The sequence below is a fragment of the Pyxidicoccus caerfyrddinensis genome (assembly GCF_010894405.1).
Classification (GTDB): Bacteria; Myxococcota; Myxococcia; order Myxococcales; family Myxococcaceae; genus Myxococcus; species Myxococcus caerfyrddinensis.
The window spans coordinates 681106-705949 of sequence record NZ_JAAIYA010000002.1 but is presented as its reverse complement, the minus strand read 5'-3'; the positions used below and the strand labels follow the sequence as shown (position 1 = coordinate 705949).

The following is a 24844-nucleotide window of genomic DNA, read 5'->3' as shown; positions in this document are numbered from 1 at the left end:
CCCTTCACCCCCGCCCGCTTCCAGCCCCCACCCCCGGCCGCAAAGGGGACGGGCGTGCGTGGGACGGCGCGTCAGAAGCTCAGGGCCACCAGGGGCAGCGTGGGCCGGGGCTGCCACCGGCGTGCCTGCAGCGCGCTGCGCGCGTCGCGGCGGGCCTTCAAGTCGCGCAGGTCGTCCTCCAGGCGGATGCGCTCGCGGACGAGCTCCTCGCGCCGGGCCCGGTTGACGTTGGACTCCTGGTAGCCGGTGACGAGGCCCACGATGAGCAGCCCCACGCCCACCGCGCCCGCCACGGTCAGCCCCGTGCCCAGATGCACCAGCGTGTCCCGGTCATCGACGTTGTCCGCGTCCGCGCCGATGATGATGAGCGGGATGCCAATCAGCGCCAGCGGCGTCAGCACGTAGCCGAAGTACGCCATCACCAGCGAGCCGATGGGGAAGTTCACGTCGATGGAGCGAATCTCGCTCTGGAGCAGGCCCACCTGGGTGGTCAGCTCGCGGATGCGCGCGTCCAGCTCCGCGTCCCCGGGCAGCGAGACGGGCGGCGCGGAAGGCCGCGCGGGCGCGACGTCCGGAGGAGCCGCATCCTGGGAAGCGGCATCCTGGGGGGCCTGGGCCACCAGCAGCCGCGCGGACAGGTGCCGGCCGGAAGCCGGGGCCTCCGGGGCCAGCAGGGACGGCCGTTGAGAAGCAGGCGAAGCGGCCAGCAGGACGGTGGCGACGAGTGACAACATGAGGCGGGTCCCCCCGGGGTGTGGAGCAGGCGGGCAACCCTAGCATCCGCCCCGGCACGCCTGACCTCGCGGGCTGCTTGCATCCGGAGGTTCTTCTGGCATCTTCGCCGCACACATGCGCCGCCTCCTCATCACCGCCGCCCTCCTGTGCTCCACCCTGACCGGCCTCGCCGGCTGCAAGGGCGCCTGCCGCGAGCTGTCGGAGAAGCTCTGCGACTGCTCCACCAACTCCGTGGAGAAGGAGCTGTGCCTCCAGCGCGCCGCCCAGGAAGAGAGCCGCGTAGAGCCCACCGAGGAGGACGAGGCCGTCTGCGAGGAGCTCGTCGACGGCTGCAACTGCCGCGAAATCGAGACCGAGGCCGGCAAGCGCGCCTGCGGCCTGTCGCGCTGACGTTCCTCCGCGAGGCCGGGGCCCGCGAGCCCGAGGCTCAGGCCCCCGGCACCACCGGCCGCGCTGACACGCGCGACTCCCCGTCCACCCACGGCTGCAGCGCCTTGCGCACCCGCGAGCGGAAGGGCGTCTCCACGTAGCGGTGCACCGCCACCGAGGCCAGCACGCTCAGCGCCAGCACCAGCACGGGCGACTGCAGGTCCACCCACTGCCTCAGCGCCTTGAAGCCCTCCGACAGCGGGTACTGGAGGAGGTAGAGCGCGTAGCTGGCCCCACCCAGGTGCACCAGCAGCGGGCGCGACAACAGCCAGCCCAGGGGCCCGCCTCCGCGCGCCAGCCCGTACACCAGCAGCCCCGACGCGGGCGCCAGCAGCGCGTTGTGCATCAGCGGGTATGGAATCAGCGGGCCCGCCACGCCCGCCGCCACCAGCAACGCCGCGCCGGTGAAGGCCAGCACCGCGCCGCTGCCCTTCTTCGCCCCGTCCGCGCGCTCGCGCACGAAGCCCCAACCGAGCAGCACGCCGAAGAGGAACTCCGGCAGGCGCATCAGCGGGTTGAACTTGATGACCATCAGCACCGTCGACCCGGTGGCCGCGGTGACCGGGCCGGCCCCGTCCGGGCGCAGCGCCAGGAACAGCAGCGGCGGCAGCAGCCCGAGCACCCACACCACGCCCATCACCACCGGCAGCCGCGAGGGGCGCAGGCGCGGCAGCACCCCGAGCGCGAGCCCGGGGAAGAGGACGTAGAAGACGGCCTCCACCGCCACGGACCAGGCCGGCGGATTCCAGTACAGCGCCAGCCGGGGCACCCACGCCTGCACCAGCGCCAGCGTGCTCAGGCCACCCACCGTCAGCTTCCCGGCGGCCACCACCCACCCGTTGGCGGCCACGGACATGGCGATGGTGGGGGGCGCCGACAGGAGGAACGTCAGCAGATAGACGGGGTACACCCGGGCCACGCGCGCGGCGAGGAAGGCGCGCGGCCTCGTCTCCATGTGGCCGTCCCGGTCCAGGTAGTTCCAGGCGAGGACGAAGCCCGACAGCACGAAGAAGACGCCCACGGCGGAGTAGCCCGCCGCCACCCAGTTGCGAAACCCCTCCGGCGCCGTACCCAGGTACGGCCACGAGAAGTGGAACAGCACCACGTGGAGGGCCGCGAAGAAGCGCAGCCCCGTGAGGGAGTCGAGCGCCCCGCCCCGGCTCATCGGCGGCCGATGCCGTAGTACGTGAAGCCCAGCTCGCGCATGCGCACCGGGTCGTACACGTTGCGGCCGTCGAACACGACGGGCGACTTCATCAGGCCCTTCATGCGCTCGAAGTCCGGGTGGCGGAACTCGTTCCACTCCGTCACGACGAAGAGGCCGTCCACGCCCTCCAGCGCCTCGTAGGGCACCGTGGCGTAGCGGATGCGGTCACCGAAGACGCGCTTCGCGGTGTGCGCGGACACGGGGTCGTGCGCCACCACCTGCGCGCCCTTGCCGATGAGCCCCTCGATGACCTCGATGGAGGGCGCCTCGCGCATGTCGTCCGTCTTCGGCTTGAAGGCCAGGCCCCACACGCCGAACTTCTTCCCCTCGAGCGTGCCGTAGTGCTTCACGGCCTTGTTCACCAGCAGCTTCTTCTGGCGCTCGTTGGTGCGCTCCACGGCGCGGAGCAAATCCAGCTCCAGGCCGTAGTCACGCGCGGTGGCCACCAGCGCCTTCACGTCCTTGGGGAAGCAGGAGCCGCCGTAGCCCACGCCCGGGAAGAGGAACGGGTAGCCGATGCGCTTGTCCGAGCCCAGGCCCTTGCGCACGAAGTCCACGTCCGCGCCGACCTTCTCGCAGAGCGCGGAGATGTCGTTCATGAACGAGATGCGCGTGGCCAGCATCGCGTTGGCGGCGTACTTCGTCAGCTCCGCCGAGCGCGTGTCCATGTAGATGATGGGGTTCTCGGTGCGCACGAAGGGGGCGTACAGCTCGCCCATCACCTTGCGGCCGCGCTCGGAGTCCACGCCGATGACGACGCGGTCCGGCTTGAGGAAGTCGTCCAGCGCGGCGCCTTCCTTGAGGAACTCGGGGTTGGAGACGACGTCGAACTCGATGCTCGTCACCTTGCGGATGGCGTCGCGCACCTTGTCCGCCGTGCCCACCGGCACGGTGCTCTTGTCCACCACCACCGTGTACTGCTTCATCGCCTTGCCGACCTGCTCGGCGGCGGCCAGCACGTACTGGAGGTCGGCGTCGCCGCTCTCGCCCTCGGGCGTGCCCACGGCGATGAAGACCACCTGCGCGGGGGCCACGGCCTCGGCCAGGTCGCGCGTGAAGAACAGGCGCTTCTCACGCACGTTCTTCTTGATGAGCTCCTCGAGACCCGGCTCGTAGATGGGCACCTCGCCCGCCTGGAGCATGCGGATCTTCCGCTCGTCGATGTCCACGCACGTGACGTCGTTTCCCGAGTCCGCGAAGCAGGTGCCCGCGACGAGGCCGACGTAGCCCGTTCCGATGATGGCAATACGCATTGAAAGAGTCCCAGTTGGGGAATGTCCGGAGCAGGACTCATACGCCGGGAGGCGCACCGAAAGAAAGCCCGTCCCCCAGGGCAGGAGGGCAGGCGAGCGGACTTACTGGCCTGTGAGAAGCCGGCGCACCCGCTCCAGCCCCTTGAGGGCCGTGGCCCGGCCGGGGGTGCTCACAGGACCCACCACCGTCCGGTCCAGCAATTCGCGCGTGGCCCGGCGCAGCGGGGGGAAGGCGGCGGTGGCGTCCGCGGCGGCCTCCGGGAAGAGGCGCGCGACGAGGGCCAGGGACGTGTACAGGGCGCGCTCCAGGCGCCACTCCGCGGCCCGGGCCAGCAGCGCGGGCACGTCCACCGGGCGCGAGTACGGGCCGCCCATGGCCTTCGCGCCGGTGATGAGCTCGCGCACGTCCAGGAAGGACAGCCAGGGTACCTCGTAGCCCTGACGCGCCTGCTCCAGGACGGCCAGGAGCAGCGCGTCCTCCAGGTCGGCGCGGAACACGGACGGGCCGTACATCTTCATGGGCTTCGCCCGCTCGAGGATGCCCGCGGCCTGCTCCTTGCGCTGCGAGCCCAGGATGTCCGAGTAGAGGAGGATGAGGGTGCGCCCGTCGGACACCACCTTGGTGGCGCCGGAGCCGGCGGCGTCCTCGGGCTTGAACTCGTGGTTGGAGAGGAAGCCCGCGAAGCCGTCCACGTCCAGCCGCCGCATCAGCAGCTGCAATTCCGTCACCGGGCGGAAGGCGACGTGGGGGTAGAGCGAGTCGGCGAAGGCGGCGCCGCCGAACAGCACCAGCTTGCGGCCCTGAAGGTCGTCCACCATCTGCTTGAAGTTGACGAGCTTCATCACGTTGTCGTTGGCCGAGCCCTGGTAGATGGCCAGCAGCCTGTCGCGCACCCACTCCGGCACGGCCGCGCCTCCCAGCCGGTACTGGAGGTTGTACGCGGCCAGTGGCGCCAGGCCCTGGGAGATGGCCCAGTCCACGTACGCCTCCCACGGCGCCCCCCGCAGCGAGACGCGCGGCGGGTCGAAGGAAGCAAGGACGCGGAAGGTGTCGAGGAGGCTGGGCGGCATGGGGGTCCCCCTTTAACGGGCCGGACGCGTGGGCCGCAACGCCCGCCTTCTGTTGGTGGCCGGACACAAACCGGCGCGAGTGGTGCCCGGGAGACAGGGCGCGGCCCTCCGGGGTGGGTCCGGGAGCCGGACTGAATGAATACCTGGGCCCCTCGGTACGTCGCGGGCCGGGCAGGCAGCCGAGGGAGGTCGTTACATGAGGCAGCAGGGCTGGACGGACAGACGGGCGGGCCGGTGGTGTGTGCTGGGAGCGCTCGGACTGGTGGCGTGCAGCGGCACGTCCTCGGAGGCGCCCGCGGCGCAGGGCTCCACGGCGGTGGTGGAGGTGGAGACCGAGGGCCGATGCGAGGTGCGCCCCCCGTTCGACCCGCACTTCGAGCCGGAGGTCGAATGGGCCTGGACGGACAGTCCGGTGATGCCCACGCACACCAACGTGGAGAGCACGCCCGTGGTGGTGGACGTCAGCGGCGACGGCGTGCCGGACGTGGTGTTCAACAGCTTCGAGGGCTGGAACTTCAAGACGAATGGCGTGCTGCGCGCCATCAGCGGGGCGGACGGCTCGGACTTGTGGGCGGTGACGGACCCGGCGCTCCGGACACGGGGCGCGGCGAGCGTCGCGGCGGGCGACATCGACGGCGACGGGACGGTGGAGCTGTGCACCGTGCCGGAGAGTGCGGAGGGCATCATCTGCTTCGAGAACACCGGCGCCTTCAAGTTCCGTGCGGCCGGGCCCCGGCTGGACTGGGGCGGTGTGTCGCTGGCGGATTTGGAGGGGGACGGGACGGTGGAAATCATCGCCGGCAACCACGTCTATGACAGCACGGGAGTGCTGAAGTGGGTGGGCAGCGACGGCGTGGGAGGCCCGCCGAACGACACGGGCCCGGTGGCCTTCGCGGTGGACCTGGACGGGGACGGGAAGCAGGAGGTGGTGAACGGCCGCAGCATCTACCGGCACGACGGCACGCTGAAGTGCCGGGCCGAATCGCTGGGCCACGGCTTCGCGGGCGTGGGCAACTTCGACGCCGACGCCGCGGGCGAGGTGGTGGTGGTGTGGAGCACCCACGTGTCGCTGATGGAGGCCGACTGCACGGTGCGCTGGACGGTGGAGCACCTGGGACTCGGCACGGGCGGGCCGCCCAACATCGCGGACTTCGACGCGGACGGGCAGCCGGAAATCGGCGTGGCCGGCATGGCCTGGTACTCCCTCTTCGAGGCGGACGGGACGGTGAAGTGGCTGATGCCGATTCAGGACACCAGCTCCAACCGCACGGGCTCGACCACCTTCGACTTCGAGGGGGACGGCCACACGGAAGTGGTCTACGCGGACGAGACGGCCCTGCGCATCTACGACGGCGCCACCGGCACGGTGCGCTTCGAGGCGCCGCACAGCTCGTGCACCGCGTATGAGAACCCGGTGGTCGCGGACGTGGATGGCGACGGCAACGCCGAAATCGTGGTGGCGCAGAACACCGCGTGTGACTTCGGCCCGTTCCACGGCATCCGCGTGTACAGGGACAAGAAGGATGGCTGGGTGAACACGCGGCGCATCTGGAACCAGCATGCGTACTCCGTCACCAACGTGGGGGACGACGGCTCCATCCCCGCGCACCCGGTGCCCAACTGGCTCACGCCGGGACTCAACACGTTCCAGACGAACAGTCAGGGGGCGGGCTCGGTGGAGCCCTTCGCCGCGCCGGACCTGGTGGTGGAGGCGGTGAGCGCCACGTGTGACAGCGAGGGCGTCGTGAAGCTGGGCGCGCGGGTGAAGAACGCGGGAGATGCGCCGGCCTCGACGGGAGTGCGGGTGGCCTTCTTCCGGGGGCCGGCCAGCGGGAGCGGCACGCTGCTGGGCGTGGCCACGCTGACGGACAAGGTGGACGCGGGCGGCGAGGCGTGGGCGGAGCTGGAGCTGGGCACCGCGCCTGGAGGGCGGGGCGAGGTGTTCGCGGTGGTGGATGACGACGGCACCGGGACGGGGCGCGAGCTGGAGTGCCGCGAGGACAACAACACCGGCTCGGCGCTGGTGGGGCTGGAGTGCGGCGGGGGGGCGAACGTGCCTCCGGTGGCGGTGTGCCGCGACGTGACGGTGAGCGCGGATGCCATGTGCCGGGCCTCGGCCAGTGTGGACGATGGGAGCCATGACCCGGATGGGCAGCCGGGCCCCTTCACGGTGACGCAGGTGGCGCCGGGGCCCTTCGGGTTGGGGAGCCACGAGGTGACGCTGACGGCGTCGGACGGTGAGGAGAACGCGGTGTGTACGGGCACGGTGACGGTGGTGGACACGACGCTGCCGAGCATCGTGTGTCCGTCGCCGCAGGTGCTGGAGTGTGTGTCGGGCGGAGCGAAGGCCACGTATGCAGCGCATGCGGAGGACAACTGCGGCCCGGTGTCGGTGACGTGCACGCCGCCGACGGGCGCCACCTTCCCGCTGGGACGGACGGTGGTGGACTGCAACGCGGTGGATGGCGCGGGCAACGCGTGCGGGTGTGGCTTCACGGTGTCGGTGCGGGACACGCGGCCTCCGGTGCTGGGGGGCTCGCTGGGGATGAAGCTGTGGCCGGTGGACCACCAGTACCGCACGGTGACGCTGGCCGAGTGCGCGGGCCCGGCGAAGGACGCGTGCATGGGCGACCTGCCACTGGAGCAGTACGGCCGGATTGTCCGCGTGACGTCGGATGAGTCGGAGGACGCAGGAGGGACGTGTGACGGCGACACGTGCGACGACATGGCGGTGCGCGTGAACACGACGTCGGTGCAGCTGCGCGCCGAGCGCGACGACACGGGCGATGGTCGTGTGTACACGGTGCACTACGTGGTGGAGGACCCGTCCGGCAACAAGGCGGAAGGCAGCTGCACCGTGGGCGTGCCGCGTGACACGTATGGACAGCAGCCGCCGCAGAACAGCGGGCCGCAGTACTGCGTGGGACAAGGGTGCCCGTACGGCACGGGTGGCAGCTACCTGTGTCCGTGAGCCGGTAACGCTGGGGGGCTCACGGCTGCGGCCGTGAGCCTCCGGAGTGCTCGACCCTCAGCGCGAGCGCAGCCTCCTCGACCGAGCCTTCAGCGCGCGGCCCGCACCGCGTTCTCCACCCGCCGCAGCGCATACCGCGCCATGGCCCCGGCCCGAGGCGCCAGCAGCAGCTTCGCCGCCACCCACGCCGGCTTGCTGCGCGCCAGGTCCGAGCCCAACAACCGCTCGTCCGAGAAGAACCGCCCCGCCAGCACCCGCTGCCAGCGGGGCGGCGCCAATTCCTCCAGCACCTCCACCGGCACCGGCGCGTCCAGCAGCCTCCGCGCCGCCTCCCAGCCGTACCAGGCCACGTGCGGAAACGCCGTCCCTCGCGCCCCCTCCACCACGCTCCGCCAGTCCAACCCCTTCAGCGCGAGCAACTTCAAATCGAAGACCCACGCCAGCCGCTGCAACAAGTGGTTGCTCGCGTGCAGCGCCAGGTACACCGCCTCGTCCTCCGGCCGCAGCCACCGCACGCGCCGGCCCTCCACCTCGCCCTCCACCGCCCGCGCCAGTAGCGCGTCTCCCTCCAGCGCCTCGCCCCACCCCGCCAGCGCACGGAAGTGCAATTCCACCAGCCCCGCCGGCCCCACCAACTCCAGATGGTGCGAGTCCTCCTCGCCATGCCGAGCGACGTCCCCCGCCCGCACCGTCAACCCCAGCCCGGTGAGCGCCCGCACCGCCGCGTCCACCTCGCCGCGAGCAACCAGCAGGTCCACGTCCGTCGTCGCCCGCTGCAGCGGGTCCGGGTACAGCCGCTGCGCCAGGCCGTACCCCTTGAGCAGCACCGGCACGCAGCCCACTGAAGCCAGCGCCTCCAGGCTCCGCGTGAGCAGCGCCTTCACCCGCATCACCCGCGCCGCACCCAGCAGCGACTCGCGCCGCAGCAGCGCATGAGCCTCCGTGGGCAGCACCCACCCGGCCCGCGCCACCGCGTGCTCCACGAAGCCCGCCAGCCCATGGTGCACCGCAGCGCGCACCAGCCCGTCGGCCTCCGCTCCTACCGGGGCCTCACGTGAAGGGGCCTGGGGCCAGGACCGCAGCAGCGCCCCCAGGGCGCGCGCGTCCACCGCCGTCACCGCCGCAGCGCGATGACGCGCGCGGGCTCCACTTCCACCGGCGCATGCAGCCGCACGGCGCGCTCCGCCACCGCGTCCGCCACCACCTCCAGCGCCAATTCCTCATCTCGGTTGATGGCCGACCGCCCGTCACGCCACACCAGCAGCAGCGCCCCGAGCACCTCCTCGTCGTCCTTCACGTCGATGCGCACCTCGAGCGGCACCGCGGTCCCCGAAGGGCGCTGCGTCTCGAAGACGATGCCGTCCGTCTGCCCGCCAGACACGCGCTGGAAGCGCAACTCCTGCCGCGCCACGTCCATCGCCTCCGCCAGCGGCCGCAGCGCATTCCATACGTCCTGCAGCGACGGCGCCTGGCGTACCCCGCGGGTGACGCCCTTCACCAGCGTGCGCAGCCGGATGTTGCGCTGCCGCACCTGCTGCACGTCCGACGCGCGCCGCAGGTCCAGGTAGCCCAGCTTGCGCATCAACGCGAAGATGACCACGCCCATGCCACACAGCAGCATGGCGCTCTGCGCGCTGTTGGCGAAGTTCAGCCCCAGCGCCGTCAGGGTGAACAGGCCGCACAGCCCGTAGAGCACCAGCACCGTGGAGCGGTGGCTGAGCACCATACGGCTCATCACCCGGTGGTGGATGTGTTCCCTGTCCGCGCTGAACATCGGCCGGCCCAGCATCGAGCGCCGCACCATGGCCAGCAGCGTGTCCATGATGGGCAGCCCCAGCGCCATCACCGGCACCAGCATGGCCACCGTCGTCCCGCTCTTCGTGCTCGTCTTGATGGCCACCGCCGCCAGCACGAAGCCCAGGAACATGCTCCCCGTGTCCCCCATGAAGATGGAGGCCGGGTTGAAGTTGAACACCAGGAACCCGAGGATGGCGCCCGCCAGCGCCGCCATCAGCAGGCACAGCAGGATGTCCCCTCGCGACAGCGCGAGGATGAAGTTGGTGCTCACGCCGAAGAAGGCCACCCCGCCCGCCAGCCCATCCAACCCGTCGATGAGGTTGAGCGCGTTCACCACGCCCACCATCCACAGCACCGTGAAGGGCAGGCTCAGCGCTCCCAGCGACAGCTCCGGGCCGAACGGGTTGGCGATGACGTCGATGCGGAAGCCCAGCGCGTACAGGCCCAGCGCCACCGCGAACTGCACCCCGAACTTCAGGCGAGCATTCGCGCCCTTCAGGTCGTCATACAGGCCCAACGCCGCAATCACCGCGCCGCCGATGAAGAGGCCCGCCACCAGCTCGCGGTGCGAGCGGAAGTTGTGCCCCACGCCCGAGTCCACCAGGAACAGCGCGCACAGCGGCGCGAAGAAGCCGCCGACGATGCCAATGCCTCCCAGCCGAGGAATGGGACGGACGTGCACCTTCCGACTGGAATTGGCCTGGTCCAGCCACCCCCATGCCACGGCCCGGTTGCGCACGAGCAACGTGAGCACCAGGGCCACCATGAGCGAGACGAGGAACGCGACGAAGAAGGTGATCATTCGGTTGAGCCACTCACCACTGTGACGGCCACTGGCCTGGCGCGTCAATGCACGCGAGTGTGTGATAACGAATGGACCCCGCGGTTGCTCCTCCAGCCACCAACCGAGCGAAATTCATGGCTTTCTTTGGTTGCGGAGAAGCGTCTCGTAGAGCGAGAGGGTGCGAGCGGCGATGTCTCGCCACGTGAGACTTCGCACCTCGGACTGCGCCGCCTGACGCAGTGACTGCAATTGTTCACGGTTCTCCGCGAACGCGCGCAGCGCACCCACCAGACCCGACACGTCTCCAATGGGAATGAGCAGGCCTGTCTGCCCATTCCTCACCACCTGCGGGGCCACGCCCACCGGTGACGACACCGGTGCCAGCCCGCAGGCCATGGCCTCCACCAGCGCCATGCCGAAGCCTTCCGAGTGGCTGGGGAAGAGGAGCACTTCTTCGGACTCCAGCAACCGCGGCAGCTCGGTGCGCGGATAGCGAGGCACCACGCGCAGCCGCTCCCGTACCTGCGCGGGGAAGGCCGCGAGCACCTCGTCCTCCTTCGCGCCCGTGCCGTACAGCGACAGCGAGAAGGCGACGCCCTCCGCGTGCAGCCGCGTGGCGACGGCCACCATCTCGTCGCGGCCCTTCAGCGGCAGCCAGCTGCCCACGCAGGCCACGCGCAGCGGCGCGCCGGGAGCGGAAGGCCGAGGCGACGGCAGCCCGTGGAAGGGCGCATCCAGCCCGTGCGGGATGACGCTGAGGTGGTCCGCGGGCACGCCCAGGTGCTCGCGCGCGTACGCGGCGTCGAGCGTGTTGAGGAGCACCGCGTGGTCCGCCAGCAGCAGCGACTGGCGCACCTCCCAGAGGCGAAAGCCCCCATGGTAGAGCGGGTACTTCCAGCTCAAGCGCAGGTGGCCCTCGCGAGCGGACGCGCGCAACCGCTCGGAGAACGTGTGCTCCAGGCCATGACTGCGCGTCACCAGCGCATGTCTCTCGCGCGCACCGGGCCGGCCCAGCCGCGCCCAGGCCCACGCGTCCCCGGTGGTGATGTCGAGGACGTCGTACTTGCGGGCCTCGCGCGCCAGGTGCGCGGCGACCTTCCACGGGAAGCGCACGCCGTGCAGCGAGCCGTGCTCGCGCGTGCCGGGAAACGCCTCGTGGTAGCTGTAGTAGTCCACCTCGCAGCCCAGCGCCGCGAGCGCCTGTCCCAGCGCGAGCGTCACGCCCGGGGCGCCCAGGTTCGGGTCCAGCGGATGGTGGATGCCGAGGAGGACTCGCATGCGAAGGCGTGCCTTCTAGGCCATCGCGCCGGGGAATGGGGACCTCTTCGTTCCCTCCTTCCCTGCGGACGGCCGCCTCCCTGGTCGCTATTGACGCGCTGGCCCCCCGGACGACAATGGGCGGCCCGCCCCTCCATGCCCCCTTCCTCCCGACCGACGCTGCAGGCGTGCCTCGAGGGCCGCCGCAACAACCTCGACTTCCTCCGCTTCGCGGCGGCGGCGGGCGTCATCCTCAGCCACGCCTTCCCGCTGGGCGAGGGCCGCGGCACGGAGGAGCCCCTGGAGGCCTTCAGCCGCGGCCAGCTCTCGCTGGGACGACTGTGCGTGGCGGTGTTCCTGGTCATCAGCGGCGTGCTCATCACCCGGAGCTGGGAGCGCACGCCGGACCTGGCGCGCTTCACCTGGGCGCGCGTGCTGCGCATCTTCCCGGGCCTGGGCGTGATGCTGGTGCTGACCACCCTGGTGCTCGGCCCGGCCTTCACTACGCTGCCGCTGCGCGACTACTTCACGGCGGCGGACACGCACCTGTACTGGCTGCGCAACTTCACCCTCGCCTTCCCGCAGTGGAACCTGCCCGGCGTCTTCGAGACCAACGTGTACTCGAACGCCGTCAACGGCTCGCTGTGGACGCTGAAGTACGAGGTGGGCTTCTACCTGCTGACGCTCGCCCTGGGGCTGGCGGGCCTGCTGCGCAAGGGCATGGTGGCCTTCGGCTGGGTGGGCGCGGCGGTGGCGCCGTTCGTCACCGGGCGGCTGGGCTTCTGGCCGGAGCTCTACCTGTACTTCGGCGGCGGCGTGGCGCTGTACCTGTGGCGCGACAAGGTGCGGATGAGCCCGTGGCTGGCGCTGGCGTGCACGGCGGGATGGCTCGTCCTGGCGCGGCTCGGGTACGGCCGCATCGGCACCGGCCTGTTCGGCGCATACGTCGTGCTGTACCTCGCCTACCTGCCAGCGGGCGCGCTGGCGGGCTTCGGCCGCTGGGGTGACTTCTCGTACGGCGTCTACGTCTACGCCTTCCCCGTGCAGCAGGCCGTGAGCGCGCTGTACGGCGCGAGCATGCCGTGGTGGCTGAACGCGGCGGTGTCCCTCCCCTTGGTCGTGGCGCTGTCCGCGCTGTCCTGGCACCTGGTGGAGAAGCCCGCGCTGAAGCTCAAGGACCGGCCGCCCGCGCTGCTCCAGCGGCTCCGGTTCGCAAGGCTTCAGCCGGGCTCGCGCTGAGACTCACTTCCCGCCGGCCACGTGCTCCCCATGCGCCGCCGGGGCGACGCTGAAGCGCTCACCCACCAGCCGGTCATACGTGAGCAGGCGGTAGCGCCGCAGCCACTCCGCCGACGAGCCCGGTGCCGGTGACTCGGCGTCCCGCTCCGTCAGCGGCAGGTACTCACCCGCCGCGCTCTTGAGCAGGTCGCCCCGCACCACCGGAACGGCGCGGGACAGCCCCTCCAGGAAGGCGAAGAAGCCGTGGGGCTTCATCCCGGCCGCCTCGAGGATGCGCGGCGCGAGCTGGCCCATGCTCAGGTGCACGTCCTGCTTCGGCAGCGTGAAGTTCGACCAGAGGAGCACTGGCACCTCGGCCATGCGCTCGCGCTGGGCGTCCGTCCACGGCTCCTTCAGGAACCCCGTCTCGCGGTAGAGGGAGTAGTTGGGCCCGAGCATGGGCAGGTGGTCACCGAAGACGACCAGCAGCGTCTTGCGCGGCCTCGCCTCCAGCGCCCGCACCAGCCGCTCCAGGGCGCGGTCCGTCTGGCGAAGCTTGTGCGCGTAGTTCGTCAGCAGCAGCGTGTTGTCGGGCGACAGCTTCCCCACCACCCGCACCTCTTCCTTGCCGGTGAGCGGGAGGCTGTAGGGGCCGTGCGTCGACATGGTGATGGCCATGATGAACCGCGACCGGCGCTCGTCCGAGAGCTGCGCGAGGATGTGGTCCACGAGCGCCTCGTCCGACACCCAGGGCCCCTCCAGCTTCGCGTCCGCGAAGTCGGTGAGGGACTGGAACTCTTCGAAGCCGAGCAGCGGGTACACCACGTCGCGGCTCCAGTACCAGGCATGGAAGGGATGGATGGCGGCCGTGTGGTAGCCGGCATCGCGGAACAGCGAGGGCAGCGCCTCCACGGGCTTCATCACGTAGTGCTGGTAGGGGAAGGAGCCGTCAGGCGCGAATGACGCCGACATGCCCGTCAGCAGCTCGAACTCCGCGTTGGCCGTGCCTCCACCGAACGTCGGGCTGATGAGGTGGCCCGAGCTGTGCGTGGTCATGAGGCCGCGCAGGAACGGCAGCGGGTCCGTGCTCAGGGGCACGCCGAGCTGCGTCGGGTCCCAGAGCGACTCGGCCATGTAGATGATGACGTCCACCGGCTCCGGGGGCGTGGCGGCGGGGGGCTCCGCGTCACGGCCCAGGGCGGTGCGCACGCCGTCCGCCGAGTACGCGCCACCCGACTCCAGGCGCAGGCCCTCCCAGTTCCAGAGCAGCATGAGCGGCAGCCCGTTGACCTGGAAGTTGGAGCGCTGGTCCCACACCTGGTGCATGACGCCGAAGCGCATGAACGCCTTCGGCAGCAGCGGCACGTGCGCGTAGAAGGTGATGGCGAGCAGGTACACCAGCGATGCCACGGCGAGACCCGCACGCGCGAGCCCGGGCAGTGGGAAGCGGGGCCGACCGCGCCGCACGGCACGAACTCCGGCCACGAGGGCGGCCAGCACGAGCAGGCCAGCGAGGATGGCGAGGAACGTCCCGGCTCCGGGCAGGAGCGTGGGCGCGAGCGACGTCACCTGCCGCCACTCGAGGAAGTCCCACGGCAGCAGCGGCCGGCCGATGAGTTGGAGCTTCCGGATGTGGAGCGAGGACGTGAAGAGGAGTCCCGCGGCCACCAGGGCCAGCGCGACGCCGAGCCGGTTCGTCGCCGTCCACAGCAGGCCCGCCACGGCGGTGATGACGCCCACGCTGATGGCCATCGACCACGGGTTCCGCTCATGGAGGCCCTGAAAGCCCGCGGGGGAGAACGCCGCGATGGCCAGCTCCGTCGCGGCCACGAGCCCGGCGGCGGACAGGATGACGGCGACGCAGGGCCAGAAGACGGACTGCGGCTTCTTCGCGAAGAAGAGCGCTTCAGGACTGTGTGGACGGCGGGTCAACTCCGGCAGCTCCAAGCGACAATCAGGCGAAATCCCGCCAGAACGCGAGCCTATATCCTCATATGGCTGTTGCTTCACAAAGCAAAAGCAGCGGCAATGACTTTCACCGGGCCCCCCGTCGCCTGACTGCCGTCACGGCTGGCGGCCTTCACCGGCCGGCACGGGTGACAGTCTTTCAGCCCGAGCGCGGGCCTCGAAGCGTGCCAGCAACCAGTCTCTCCACCTCAGGCCGGGCTGCTCCACCGCGACATACGTCACCCAGGCCACCGCCAGCGTGGCGCCCAGGTAGACGAGCAGGTCCAGGGGCCACGCGCCCAGGGAGAGGTGCGTGCGCTCGAGGCCTCGCACCACGAAGCCGTGCCACAGGTACGCCCCATAGGAGAGCACCGCCACCTGGTAGATGCCCCAGCGCGGCCCGGCGGGAAGCTGTATCGACTCGGTGCCCACCAGCAGCAGCCCGAAGCCCACCGACAGTCCGGTGAAGACCCACAGCGCGCCCACTCCCGCCAGCAGGGGACCACATACGCCCACGGTGACGGCGAGCACGACGGCGCCCAGGACGCCGCAGGCCGCGCGCCAGGAAGCCGCCCACCGCTGCCAGACGGGCGCGGTCTTCGCCAGGAACACGCCCACCGCGAGCCCGTCCAGGTGGTGCAGCGTGGGCCAGGAGAGGAGCGCGGGGAGCTGCGGAAGCGGCAGGCCCTGGGGGAGTTCCCTCCAGGTCAGCCAGCGGGCGGTGAAGCTCACGGCGATGGGAAGGCACCACACCCAGGCGGGCCACCGCCGTCCCCGCAATCCGAAGGCCAGCAGGGGCAGCACCAGGTAGAAGTGCTCCTCCACGCAGAGCGACCAGCTCTGCACGAAGTCGCTCAGCCCGGTGAAGTTCTGGAGGAAGAGCGCGTAGTGCCAGCCCCCGCCGAGGAAGGGCGTGCCGAAGGTCCACGGCTTGAGCGCGTAGAGCGCGAGCACCACGTAGTAGAGCGGCAGCGTGCGGCCCCAGCGCTTGAGCCAGAAGGTGCGCAGCTCCGCCACCCCGCCCTGCTCCGCGTGCCGGCTGAACACCTGCCGTCCCACGAGGTAGCCGGAGAGGACGAAGAACAGGTCCACCCCCATCCACCCGTGCGCGAAGGCCGCCCGCAGGCCCAGGGGAAGCGCGTCGTGGACGACGGCCGGCGCATGGAAGGCGAGCACCGCCAGGATGGCCAGGGCCCGCATCACATCCAGGCCGTCCCTGCGCGGAGCTGTCGGTTGAGCCGGTGAGGACATGAGTGGGGGCCCGCAGGCAGCGGGCGCGCCATTGTCGTCCACGGCTTCTCGCGGTCAACAGCGACCAGACGGGCGTCCGGCCGGGGGAGCGATTGCGCGCTTCACGTCCTCACTTCATCGCAGGCTGGGAAATCAGCGCGGCGCCAATGGCTCCGGACAGCTCTCCCAGCTCGGCCACCAGCACCGGAGGTTGCCGCTCGGGGACGAAGATGTGCGGGCGCATGGCGTCGTGGATGCGCCCGGCGTAGGCGGGCCCCAGCCGCGTGCCCAGCCCTCCGCCGAGGATGACGGCCTCCACGTCCAGCAGGTTGATGGCGGAAGCCAGGCCCGCGCCGAGCATCCGCACGGCCCGGTCGATGATCCACGTCGCCACCTTGTCCTCCTCCGCCAGCGCCTTGTCCCAGATGCTGCTCGTCAGGCGCGGGCGTCCCTTCTTGCGCATCAGGTCGAAGAGCATCGTCTTCTCGCCCCCGCGCTCGGCCTTGCGCGCCCTGCGCTCCATGGAGGCGCGGCCCGCGTAGGCCTCCATGCAGCCACGCCGGCCACAGCCGCACCGCGCGCCGCCCGGCTTCACCACCATGTGGCCAATCTCTCCCGCCGCGCCGCGCCCCCGCCAGGGGACGCCATCCAGCACCAGCCCGCCGCCCACGCCCGTGCCCCACCACACGCCCAGCACCGAGCGGTACGGACGGCCCGCGCCCAGGCGGTACTCCGCCGCCACGGCCACCTGCACGTCATTGCCGAGCACCACCCGGCCCTCCACCAGCTCTCCCAGGTCGGCGGCCACGGGGTACGGCTCCGTCCAGCCCTTGCCCACGTTGCCGACGTGCCCCAGCGTGCCCTCGTTGGTGTCCACGGAGCCGGGCGCTCCCACGCCTATGCCCGCGAGCTGCTGCGGGGTGGTGCCCGCCGCGCGCGCCGCGTCCACCAGCGCGCCGTACATCGCCTGCACCACGTCCTCCACGCTGCCGTCCCCCGGCGTCGGGTGCCGGGCCCGGCCGAGGACGGCGCCCGCCGTGTCGGTGACCACGGCCTCTATCTTCGTCCCCCCCAGGTCGATGCCTCCCCAGGCGCTCGACGTGGCGTGGGACGGCTCCTTCGCCGCCTCGGCGCCCACCGAAGTTGCCTCGTCCATCTCTCGCCTCCGCCTTCGGCTGACTGCTTCACACGAAGATGCGCAGTCCCATGCCGGGCCGGACGGGAGCGCCCGCCAGGCAGGGAGGCAGCCGTCCCGGGACGCGGGAGCCAGGACCTCCTCCCGCCCTTTCTGAACGCTTCCGCGTCAGTCATTGCGTGGCCCGGGTCGATTCTCGCTAAAAGGCACCTTCCAGGCGGACGCAGGCCTCGTCACACGGAAGGAGCACGGGATGGACCTCATCGGACAGCTCTCGCAGCAGCTCGGAGTGAACGGTACGCAGGCGCAGGGAGTGGCGGGCTCGCTGCTGAAGCTGGTGCAGGGCACGGTGAAGGAGAAGCTGGGCCCGGACGCCGCGAACCAGCTGGGCAGCGCCATTCCGGAGATGGACTCGTGGCAGCAGGCCGCGGGCGCGGCGGCGCCCTCGCAGGGCGGCGGCGGGCTGATGGGCGCCCTCGGTGGGCTCGTGGCCGGGAACGACGGTGGCGGTGGCGGAGGTGGTGGCGGCGGCATGGGCGCCATGCTGGGCGCTATCGGCGGCGTAGCGACGCAGGCCGGTGAGGTGGCCGCCGTCGTCTCGCTGCTGGGCCGCTTCAACATCGACGCGAGCAAGGCCTCGCTCGTGGCCCCGCTGCTCCTCAACTTCCTCAAGTCGCGGCTGGACCCGGGGCTCGTCGGGAAGATTCTCGCGGTGGTGCCCATGCTGGCCGGCGCGGGCGGTGCTGGCGGCAACACGCCGGGCGGCGGTGGCCTGGGCGGAATGCTCGGCGGACTGCTGGGCTGAGGCCGCCAGAAGCGGCCCGCGCACTTCAGCGCTTCGATACGCGCTGGCGCACGGTGGTGGCCACCGCCCACGGCGGGAAGCCCAGCACATAGCGCCAGCGCGGCGCGGCCAGGTGGAAGGGCAGCCCGCGCCGGTACAGCGCCAGCGCCAGGTCCACCCGTCGCAGCGACAGCAGCCACTGCGACACGTGGCGCAGGTTGTAGAGGAGCATCTCCAGCCGCTCGCGCCTGCGGGCGGCACCTCCCGGGTAGCGCCCCTGCCGCTCCTGTTCCAGTTGGTACAGCGTGCCCTGGTAGCTCAGCTCCAGCGCGCTGGACGACGAGCCCCCGTGCTGGCGGTAGCCCACCGTCACCGGCGCGCGCACCCACGCGAAGCCCGGCTCCGTGCCCAGCCGGTAGAGCAGGTCATAGTCCTCGCCGTTGATGCGCAGCGGGGTGAAGCCGCCCACCCGCCGCAGCGCCTCCGTGCGCACCGCCACCACGCACGCGGTGCGCGGCGTCCGGTCCTCCGCGCTCGCCAGGTAGTCCGCGAAGCGCACCACCCGCGCGGGCTCGCGCGTCACGCCGGCCAATTCCTCTCGCTGCGCGAAGGACGCCGCCGTGCCCATCACCACCGAGGGCCCGCCCTGCTCGCGCAGCACCTGCCGGTACGTGGCGAGCGTCCACGGGAACCACAAGTCGTCACTGTCGAGGAAGACGACGTACTCGCCCCGAGCCTCCTGGATGCCCAGGTTGCGCGCCGCGCCCGGGCCCGCGTTGCGCTGCTGGAACACGCGCACCCGCTCGCCGTACCGGGCCAGCGTCTCCAACGTGTCGTCGGTGGACCCGTCGTCCACCACGAGCACCTCGTAGTCCGTCTCCTCCTGCGCGAACACCGACGCGAGCGTGTCCTCCAGGAGCCGCGCCCGGTTGTACGTGGGAATGACGATGGAGAAGAACGGCATGCCGGGACGGCCTCACACCCGGGCGCGCAGGCCCATCTCGGAGATGCGCAGGAAGGTGGAGAGCTGCCGGCGGTACTCCGTCAGGTTGGTGCGCCCGCGCAGCAGCGTCTGCGTCAGCACCGCCGCGTTGTACGGCAGCGTGCCCACCAGGATGGCCCGCATCGCCACCTCGTGCAGCCGGCCGTGGTGCTTGCGGAAGTACGCCAGCCGCGTGCGCCACAGTTCAATCCGCACCTTGTCCGGCCCCGTCGCGGACGGCCGGAACGAGCGGCTCGCCAGGTGCGTAATCACCGCCTCCGGGCAGAAGGCCACCTCCCAGCCCGCCTTCCACGCCCGCACGCACCAGTCGGTGTCCTCGGTGTTGCCCAGCGGGGACATCGCCTCGTCCAGCAGGCCCACCTCCGCCAGCGTCTCCTCGCGCACCACGATGCACGCGCCGAGCACCCAATTCACCCGGGCCTCCTCGTGCCCGTACTGCGCCGGGTCGATTTCCATCCGCTTCAGGAAGTGCAGCGGGCGCGGCAGGAAGACGAGGTCGAAGAGCTGCCCGGACAGTGACATGGGCCGGAAGGTGCAGTTCTGGATGGTGCCGTCGGCGTTGAGCAGCCGCGCGCCCGCCATGCCCACGCGCGGGTGCTCGTCCATGAAGCGCACCAGCGCGTCGAAGGCCCCTTCGTGGACGATGGTGTCGTCGTTGAAGATGCAGATGTAGCGGCCCCGCGCGGCGCGCAGCACCTGGTTGTGGTTGGCGGAGAAGCCCTTGCGCTCGGTGTTGAAGAGCCAGCGCACCTGCGGGAAGTCGCGCCGCATGGCCTCCACGCCGCGCCCGTCGGTGGCGTTGTCGACGATCCACACCTCGAAGGTGATGTCGCGCGTCGTCGCGTAGAGCGTGCGCAGGCAGTCGTGCAGCAACTCCGGATTGGAGTGGTTGACGATGGAGATGACCAGGTCGACCTTCTTCATCGAATCGCTCGCGTCCTTCATCACGAAGCCGGGCTCACCGGAGCAGCGGACCGCTCGGCCCGCCGTGCCCGGACGAAGCCCAGGATGCTCTTCAACTCGCCGAGGAGCGACAGCGTCCCCGGCAACCGCTCGCGCGCCAGCACCAGCCCCGCGAACAGCACCGCCCCCACCAGCGCCCGCACCACGTTGCCAGCGCCCGGCAGCGACAACACCGCCGCGCACGCGCCCGCCAGCAGCAGCCCCACCGTGACGAAGGGCTCCACCACCTGCGATACCAGTCCGCGCAGGGCCGGGTTGAGGCGCGCCACCAGCCACGCCGTCACCCACAGCTCCGCCAGTCCCACCAGCACGCCCATGGGGCCAATGGCCGCCAGCCCGAAGCGCTGGATGGCCCACGTGCCCACGCCCCACTTCACCGCGCCCACGCCCACCACGACGGCCAGCCGCTCCCACGGGCGCCCGCCCGCGTTCTGCGCCGTGGCCAGCAGGCCCGTCAGCGTGGTGAGCACGCACTCCAGGCTGAACCACTGCACCAGCGCCACGGCCGGCACCCAGCGCTCGCCGAAGAAGAGTGGCACCGCCACCGGCAGCACCAGCACCACGCACGGAATGGCCACCAGCAGCACCGCGGACAGCCGGCGCAGCGACGTGCGCAGGTACTCCGCGAAGCCGGCCGGGTCCTCCTGCAGGCGGCAGTAGGCGGGGAAGGCCACGCGGTTGAGGACGATGCTGAGCATCATCGGCGTGGAGGCCAGCGCCCAGGCCCAGTTCACCAGGCCCACCGCCTCCTTGCCGAGGATGCCGCCCACCACCAGCGGCACCCAGCCGGCCACCATCGCCCCCACCAGCGGCGGGAGCTGGAAGGCCAGCCCGAAGCTGAGCAGCCGCTTGAGCACGTCCAGCCGGAAGGCGCCGTGCGGCCGCCACGGCGAGGCCCACCAGACCAGCACCAGCCCCACCGCCCCGCGCACCAGGCCGCCCAGCGCGAGCGCCCACGCGCCGAAGCCGAGCGCCGCCAGGGAGATGGTGGTGATGACCTGCACCACGTTTTCAATCAGCTCCGCGCGGGCGATGACGGGGAACGCGAGCTTGCGCTCCAGCGCCATCAGCGGAATCACCCGCAGCGAGGACAGGAACAGCCCCAGCGCCAGGGCGCACACCATGGGCACCGCGCCCTCGCCCAGGGCGTAGCCCTCCGTGAGCTGGGGTGCGAGCGCGCACACGGCGGCGACGATGACGGCGGTGAGCGCCTGGTGGCACCAGAAGATGGTGAACGTCTCGTCGCGGGTGGGCTCGTGCGGCTGGCGCACCAGCGCGGCGCTCAGGCCCAGGTCCCCGAGGAACACGCCCAGCGACGCCGCGTAGGACACGATGCCGAACAGGCCGTAGTCCGAGGGGAAGAGGAGCCGCGACAGGAACAGCGCGCTCACCACCCGCAGCCCCTGCGAGGCCGCGGTGCGGGCGGCCAGCACGAACATGCCCTTCAGGGCACGCGCCTTCACCTCTCCAGTGCTGACCTCGGGTACTGCTGTCTCTGTCATGGTCCTGGGCGGCCCGCGCCGGGCGTCCTTCATACAGGAGGGCCTGTCCGAATCGACATGCCTCCGAAAGCGCGCGGCACGAGCAGGGGGCGAAATGCTACCGGTGGCGCTCCAGCCCTACAAGCAACGCGAGGCGCTCATGTGGTGGCCGGAGGCTCGCCTGCCCTGCGTGGACGCACCGCCGGACAGTCGCGTGGGCGGGACGCGGACGCCTGCCTGGATGCTCGCGCGCTTGTTGCGAGGGATGGAGCGGCGGGGCTACGGTCCTCGCCGCATGCTCCCTGGCGGCAATCTCTTCCAGTTCCTGAAGCGCGAGGTGCTCGTCGGCGAGCACGAGGTCCTCCACCGTACGCTGAAGGAGGCGTTGGTGGGCACGTGCGACAGCGTGCTGGACATCGGCTGTGGTTCGCGCTCGCCGCTGCACAGCTTCTCGAAGCTGATTCCCCACACGGTGGGCATCGACGGCCACGCGACGAGCATCGAGCGCAGCCGCGCCGCGGGCATCCACCGCGAGTACCACCAGATGGAGCTGATGGAAGCGGGCCAGCGCTTCGGCCCCAAGAGCTTCGACGCCGTCGTCGCGCTGGACGTCATCGAGCACTTCGAGAAGCCGGACGGCTTCCGGCTGCTGGAGATGATGGAGTCGATGGCCCGCAAGCGCGTCATCATCTTCACGCCCAACGGCTTCCTCCCGCAGGACGAGTGGGACAGCAACGTGCACCAGGTGCACCGCTCCGGCTGGGAGGTCTACGACTTCGAGCTGCGCGGCTACCGCGTCACCGGCATGAGCGGGTGGAAGCCGCTGCGCGGTGACTACGCGCTGCCGACCATCCGTCCCTTCCGGCTGGGCAGCCGGCTGTCCATCCTCACCGAGCCCTTCGCCACGCGCTTCCCGCAGTACGCCTTCCAGCTGCTCGCCATTCGCGACATGGAGGCGTCCTAGCTCCTGCCCGGTGGCTGGAGCCGTGGCCCCATGCCCTCCTCCTCCACCGCCCCCGCGTGGCACGTCCTCACGGGCGAGTACCCGCCCCAGCCGGGCGGCGTCAGCGACTACACGCGCCAGGTGGCCACCGCGCTCGTCCGCGCCGGGCAACAGGTCCACGTCTGGGCGCCGGGTGACGCGGGCGTGCACGTGGAGGACGGCGTCACCGTGCACCGCGTCCCCGGCCTCTTCACGCCCCTGGGCCTGACGAAGCTGGCGCGCGGGCTGGATGCGTGCGGGGGGCCTCGACGGCTGCTGCTCCAGTACGTGCCGCATGCGTTCGGCATGAAGGCGATGAACGTGCCCTTCTGCGCGTGGTTCGCCGCGCGCAGGAAGGACGAGCGCTGGGTGTTCTTCCACGAGGTGGTGTACCCGTGGAGCCCGCGCGCGCCGCTGCGGCACCAGGTGCTCGCGGGCACCACGCGGGTGATGCTGCGGCTGGTGGCCGGGGCCGCGGACCGCGTCTTCGTCTCCATTCCCACCTGGGCGGAGCACCTGCCCGCCCGCGTGCGACGCCGCGCGGAGTGGCGGCCGGTGCCCAGCACCCTGCCTCCGGAGGTCTCCGAGGGCGCGGTGGCGACGGTGCGCTCGGCGCTGGGGCCGGGGCCGTGGCTGGGACACTTCGGCACCTATGGCGCGCTCACCGCCGGGCCTCTGGAGGCCGTGCTGGTGCCGCTGCTGCGCGCGGGCGCGGAGCGGAAGGCGCTGCTCCTGGGGCGCGGAAGTCGAGCGTTTGGTGAAGCACTGGGCGCGCGCCACCCGGAGCTGGCGGGACGGTGGGTGACGCGGGATTCGCTCGCGCCGGAGGACGTGGTGGCGCACCTGGCGGCGTGTGACGTGCTGGTGCAGCCGTATCCGGATGGCGTGAGCGCGCGGCGCACCACCACCATGGCGGGACTGGCGCTGGGCCAGCCGCTCGTCACCAACACGGGGCACCTCACGGAGCCGATGTGGCGCGGGCTGGGCGCGGTGGAGCTGGTGGAGGGCACTGCGCCGGAGCCGCTGGTGGCGGCGACGGAGCGGCTGCTGTCCGACGTGGCGGCGCGCACCGCGCTGGGCGAGCGCGCCGCGCGGGTGTACCGCGAGCGCTTCGCGCTGGAGCGCACGGTGGAGGCGCTGCTGCGTCCCGGAGCGGAGGGGACGTTCTCGTGAGCCAGAGCGACGTGCGAGGAGTGCAGGCGACGCGCCAGGGCTCTTCTGCACGCGGCACGGATGCCCTGTCGCGGAAAGGCGCAATGAGCCGAAGCGCCATTCATGCCGCCGCGACTCGCGCTGCTGTTGGACTGGTGCGAGGACACGCCATGAGCCGGAGCTCCACGCCAGCCCCGCCGCGCCAACGCGCGCGGATGGGCTCATGCGAGGACGCCCCATGAGCCAGGGCCCGGCGCACACTTCGCCGCCCCGGCTCGCGCTGCTGATGGACCCGCGCGAAGAGGGCTGGCCCAGCATGGACCTGGTGGGCGAGGCGCTCCTGGAGGGACTCTCCGCGCACCCCACCGAGGTCTCCGCCGTCAGCGTGCGCCCGTCCATGCCCTCCGTCGCGCGCCGGGTGCCACGCCTGGGCGCACGCAACGCGGCCTTCAACGTGGACCGCCTCCTCACCCGCTTCGGCCTGTACCCGGGCCACGCGCTGCGCTCGCGCACCCGGTTCGACGCCTTCCACGTGGTGGACCACACCTACGCGCAGCTCGTGCACGCGCTGCCGGCCGCGCGCACGGGTGTCTTCTGCCATGACCTGGACGCGTTCCGCTCCGTGCTGGAGCCCCACCGCGAGCCGCGCCCGGCCTGGTTCCGCCTCATGGCCCGCGCCCAGCTCGCGGGGCTGGAGCGCGCCGCGCTCGTCTTCCACAGCACCCAGGCGGTGCGCTCGGAGCTGCTCGCGCGTGGCGTGGTGGAGGCTTCGCGGCTCGTCTGGGCGCCCTACGGCGTGTCCCCGGAGTACCGCCCCGAGCCCGTGCCGGGCGACCGGAGCGAGGAAGTGCTCGCGCCCCTCGGCGGCCGGCCCTACCTGCTGCACGTGGGCAGCGCGATTCCCCGCAAGCGGCTGGACGTGCTCTTCGCCGTCTTCGCCGCGCTCCGCGCCCGCCACCCGGAGCTGCGGCTGGTGCAGCAGGGTGGCACGCTGAACCCCACGCAGCGCGCGCAGGTGGAGGCGCTCGGCATCGGGGATGCGCTGCTCCAGCCTCCGCGACAAGAGCGGCCCACGCTAGCGGGACTCTACCGGCGCGCCCGGGCCGTGCTGGTGACGAGCGAGGCGGAGGGCTTCGGCCTGCCCGTCATCGAAGCGCTCGCGTGCGGTGCACCCGTGGTGGCCAGCGACCTGCCCGTGCTGCGCGAGGTGGGCGCGGAGACCTGCGCCTACTGCCCCGTGGGTGAAGTGCCGGCGTGGGTGGACACCGTGGACGCGCTCCTCTCCGGAAGCCACCCTCCCCCGCCGCGCGAGGCCCGCCTCGCCCGTGCCGCGCGCTTCACCTGGGCCGCGCACGCGCGCACCGTGCTGGACGCGTACCTGCGACTGCTGCGCGGTGGCACTCACGGGTGAGCCGTCAGCGTCGGTGCGGGCCTCCGTTCAGGGA

Annotated in this window: 20 protein-coding genes; 7 read left to right on the top strand and 13 right to left on the bottom strand. The window is 71.5% G+C overall.

All coding sequences use genetic code 11. The features are described from left to right. Nucleotides 1–71: 71 nt before the first annotated feature. Entirely contained in the window at nucleotides 72–734 is a 663-nt protein-coding gene (locus G4D86_RS06340; RefSeq protein WP_163990498.1) for a hypothetical protein, read from the bottom strand. 100 nt (nucleotides 735–834) lie between these two features. Here G4D86_RS06340 and G4D86_RS06335 point away from each other — a divergent pair, with 100 nt between their 5' ends. Continuing rightward, nucleotides 835–1125 (top strand): hypothetical protein, encoded by a 291-nt coding sequence (locus tag G4D86_RS06335; protein ID WP_163990871.1) that lies wholly within the window; start codon nucleotides 835–837, stop codon nucleotides 1123–1125. Between the two features lie 37 nt (nucleotides 1126–1162). On the opposite strand, the gene G4D86_RS06330 is transcribed toward G4D86_RS06335, so the two are convergent. The 3 genes from G4D86_RS06330 to G4D86_RS06320 form a co-directional block, all read right to left on the bottom strand. Then, nucleotides 1163–2329 (bottom strand): acyltransferase family protein, encoded by a 1167-nt coding sequence (locus G4D86_RS06330; protein WP_163990496.1) that lies wholly within the window; start codon nucleotides 2327–2329, stop codon nucleotides 1163–1165. Beyond that, the gene (locus G4D86_RS06325) at nucleotides 2326–3624 is read right to left on the bottom strand and encodes a UDP-glucose dehydrogenase family protein (protein WP_163990494.1); all 1299 of its coding nucleotides are present in this window, start codon (nucleotides 3622–3624) and stop codon (nucleotides 2326–2328) included. Before G4D86_RS06325 ends, G4D86_RS06330 begins: the two co-directional genes overlap by 4 nt. A gap of 102 nt (nucleotides 3625–3726) precedes the next feature. Further along, entirely contained in the window at nucleotides 3727–4695 is a 969-nt protein-coding gene (locus G4D86_RS06320) for a nucleotidyltransferase family protein (RefSeq protein WP_163990492.1), read from the bottom strand. 196 nt (nucleotides 4696–4891) lie between these two features. Here G4D86_RS06320 and G4D86_RS06315 point away from each other — a divergent pair, with 196 nt between their 5' ends. After that, nucleotides 4892–7666: an FG-GAP-like repeat-containing protein gene (locus G4D86_RS06315; protein ID WP_163990490.1), complete on the top strand. Its 2775-nt coding sequence runs from the start codon at nucleotides 4892–4894 to the stop codon at nucleotides 7664–7666. Between the two features lie 89 nt (nucleotides 7667–7755). Here G4D86_RS06315 and G4D86_RS06310 read toward each other — a convergent pair whose 3' ends face one another. The 3 genes from G4D86_RS06310 to G4D86_RS06300 all read right to left on the bottom strand — a co-directional run bounded on the left by G4D86_RS06310 (nucleotide 7756) and on the right by G4D86_RS06300 (nucleotide 11525). After that, the gene (locus G4D86_RS06310) at nucleotides 7756–8775 is read right to left on the bottom strand and encodes a nucleotidyltransferase family protein (protein ID WP_163990488.1); all 1020 of its coding nucleotides are present in this window, start codon (nucleotides 8773–8775) and stop codon (nucleotides 7756–7758) included. 5 nt (nucleotides 8776–8780) lie between these two features. Then, nucleotides 8781–10265 carry an MraY family glycosyltransferase gene (locus G4D86_RS06305; protein ID WP_163990486.1) on the bottom strand — a complete coding sequence of 495 codons (1485 nt, stop codon included), beginning with the start codon at nucleotides 10263–10265 and terminating at the stop codon, nucleotides 8781–8783. Between the two features lie 114 nt (nucleotides 10266–10379). Continuing rightward, nucleotides 10380–11525, bottom strand: coding sequence for a glycosyltransferase family 4 protein (locus G4D86_RS06300; protein WP_163990484.1), 1146 nt, complete (start codon nucleotides 11523–11525; stop codon nucleotides 10380–10382). Between the two features lie 135 nt (nucleotides 11526–11660). Between G4D86_RS06300 and G4D86_RS06295 the strand changes: the two genes are divergently transcribed. After that, complete coding sequence (locus G4D86_RS06295; protein ID WP_163990482.1) at nucleotides 11661–12743, top strand: acyltransferase family protein; 1083 nt, start codon at nucleotides 11661–11663, stop codon at nucleotides 12741–12743. A 3-nt stretch (nucleotides 12744–12746) separates the two neighbouring features. On the opposite strand, the gene G4D86_RS06290 is transcribed toward G4D86_RS06295, so the two are convergent. From G4D86_RS06290 to G4D86_RS06280, 3 genes are all read right to left on the bottom strand, one after another. Beyond that, nucleotides 12747–14654: an LTA synthase family protein gene (locus G4D86_RS06290; RefSeq protein WP_163990480.1), complete on the bottom strand. Its 1908-nt coding sequence runs from the start codon at nucleotides 14652–14654 to the stop codon at nucleotides 12747–12749. Nucleotides 14655–14786: 132 nt separating this feature from the next. Then, on the bottom strand, nucleotides 14787–15920 hold the full coding sequence (locus G4D86_RS06285; protein WP_163990477.1) for an acyltransferase family protein: 1134 nt from the start codon (nucleotides 15918–15920) through the stop codon (nucleotides 14787–14789). 109 nt (nucleotides 15921–16029) lie between these two features. Continuing rightward, nucleotides 16030–17055 carry an ROK family protein gene (locus G4D86_RS06280; RefSeq protein ID WP_163990475.1) on the bottom strand — a complete coding sequence of 342 codons (1026 nt, stop codon included), beginning with the start codon at nucleotides 17053–17055 and terminating at the stop codon, nucleotides 16030–16032. 154 nt (nucleotides 17056–17209) lie between these two features. Here G4D86_RS06280 and G4D86_RS06275 point away from each other — a divergent pair, with 154 nt between their 5' ends. Then, nucleotides 17210–17839: a DUF2780 domain-containing protein gene (locus tag G4D86_RS06275; RefSeq protein WP_275899097.1), complete on the top strand. Its 630-nt coding sequence runs from the start codon at nucleotides 17210–17212 to the stop codon at nucleotides 17837–17839. Between the two features lie 25 nt (nucleotides 17840–17864). Here the strand turns inward: G4D86_RS06275 and G4D86_RS06270 are convergent, their stop codons facing one another. From G4D86_RS06270 to G4D86_RS06260, 3 genes are read right to left on the bottom strand one after another with little or no spacing between them, the layout of a single operon-like run. Further along, the gene (locus G4D86_RS06270; RefSeq protein ID WP_163990472.1) at nucleotides 17865–18782 is read right to left on the bottom strand and encodes a glycosyltransferase family 2 protein; all 918 of its coding nucleotides are present in this window, start codon (nucleotides 18780–18782) and stop codon (nucleotides 17865–17867) included. 12 nt (nucleotides 18783–18794) lie between these two features. After that, on the bottom strand, nucleotides 18795–19745 hold the full coding sequence (locus tag G4D86_RS06265) for a glycosyltransferase family 2 protein (RefSeq protein WP_163990470.1): 951 nt from the start codon (nucleotides 19743–19745) through the stop codon (nucleotides 18795–18797). Nucleotides 19746–19765: 20 nt separating this feature from the next. Then, the gene (locus G4D86_RS06260) at nucleotides 19766–21286 is read right to left on the bottom strand and encodes an oligosaccharide flippase family protein (RefSeq protein WP_163990468.1); all 1521 of its coding nucleotides are present in this window, start codon (nucleotides 21284–21286) and stop codon (nucleotides 19766–19768) included. Between the two features lie 94 nt (nucleotides 21287–21380). On the opposite strand from G4D86_RS06260, the gene G4D86_RS06255 reads away from it, so the two are divergent. The 3 genes from G4D86_RS06255 (at nucleotide 21381) to G4D86_RS06245 (ending at nucleotide 24810) form a co-directional block, all read left to right on the top strand. Then, nucleotides 21381–22229: a class I SAM-dependent methyltransferase gene (locus tag G4D86_RS06255; protein WP_240360072.1), complete on the top strand. Its 849-nt coding sequence runs from the start codon at nucleotides 21381–21383 to the stop codon at nucleotides 22227–22229. Between the two features lie 30 nt (nucleotides 22230–22259). Then, on the top strand, nucleotides 22260–23420 hold the full coding sequence (locus G4D86_RS06250) for a glycosyltransferase family 4 protein (RefSeq protein ID WP_163990466.1): 1161 nt from the start codon (nucleotides 22260–22262) through the stop codon (nucleotides 23418–23420). Nucleotides 23421–23637: 217 nt separating this feature from the next. Continuing rightward, the gene (locus G4D86_RS06245; RefSeq protein WP_163990464.1) at nucleotides 23638–24810 is read left to right on the top strand and encodes a glycosyltransferase; all 1173 of its coding nucleotides are present in this window, start codon (nucleotides 23638–23640) and stop codon (nucleotides 24808–24810) included. The last annotated feature ends 34 nt before the right edge of the window (nucleotides 24811–24844 follow it).